This is a genomic window from Microvirga sp. P4_G7 (assembly GCF_056401005.1).
On the sequence record NZ_JBFUKD010000920.1, the window covers coordinates 1 to 1191 of the forward strand.

Annotated in this window: 2 protein-coding genes; one reads left to right on the top strand and one right to left on the bottom strand. The window is 62.9% G+C overall.

Translation table 11 applies throughout. The annotated features are described in order from the left end of the window. On the bottom strand, nt 1–506 hold a 506-nt coding region (locus AC1DT3_RS21910), incomplete at its 3' end, for an alpha/beta fold hydrolase (RefSeq protein ID WP_477467284.1). Nucleotides 507–667: 161 nt separating this feature from the next. Here AC1DT3_RS21910 and AC1DT3_RS21915 point away from each other — a divergent pair. Next, the coding region (locus AC1DT3_RS21915) for a DEAD/DEAH box helicase (RefSeq protein ID WP_477467285.1) at nt 668–1191 on the top strand (524 nt) is incomplete at its 3' end.

The window sequence follows — 1191 nt, forward strand, 5'->3', positions numbered from 1 at the left end:
GGCAGCATCCCCCTGGAATCGGATCTTGCCATGATCGCCCTCTCCTGCCGGATAAACGCTTGCGGCCCGGTCTCCATCATCATGGCGAGGAGACGCTCCTTCATGCCTTCGTCCGTCTGAGCCTCCGGCGAGAGGATCTCAGGCATCAGAAGAGATGGAACATCGCCGAACCTGCCCTCCTCTGCCAGTGCGATCAGCCGTTCCCGTTTGCCTCTCGCCTCGTCGGTATCGGGGCGGGCGGACGTATCGAGCAGACCCAGGCGCGTCACTCGCCCGGGCGCCTGCCGCATGACTTCCAGCGCGAGGTAGCCGCCCATGGAGAGGCCGGCGAGCGCGAAACGCGGTGGAGCCTCCTTCAAGAGACGCTCCGCCATCGCCGGCAGAGAGGCGTCCTGCGTATGGTCCGCGATGCTGACCTGGCGGGAAACCGAGAGTGCCGCGATCTGGTCCCTGAAGAGATCCCGAGTATTCAGAAGCCCCGGGATGAGGATGAGAGTCTCCGACATCGATCTCTTTCCTTGGATTGACAAGCGGTCGACTTGTCCTATGGTCCGCCCAGCTTCGTTTGAAACTGGGTTTCGAGCGAAACTCATCTCGCGCCTGTTTGTTGCCGTCCTGAGCGGCTGGCACGGAAAGCGCACTCTTGCCCTCAACGGTTATATCATCGATGTCGTTCGCCGAACTCGGACTTAGCGATAAAGTTCAACAAGCGGTTGCTGCCGCAGGCTACACGGAACCGACGCCCATCCAGGCGCAGGCGATTCCGCATGTTCTCGCGCGCAAGGACGTCCTGGGCATCGCCCAGACCGGCACGGGCAAGACGGCCGCGTTCACTCTGCCGATGCTGACGCTTCTGGAGACCGGCCGCGCTCGCGCCCGGATGCCGCGGACCCTGATCCTCGAACCGACCCGCGAATTGGCCGCCCAGGTCGAGGAAAATTTCGACAAATACGGCATCAATCACCGTCTTTCGGTCGCCCTCCTCATCGGGGGGGTGTCCTTCGGCGATCAGGACGCCAAGATCACCCGCGGCGTCGACGTGCTGATCGCCACGCCCGGTCGGTTGCTGGATCACTTCGAGCGCGGGAAGCTCCTGCTCTCCGGTGTCGAGCTTCTGGTGATCGACGAGGCGGACCGGATGCTCGACATGGGCTTCATTCCCGATATCGAGCGCATCGTGAAGCTCGTCCC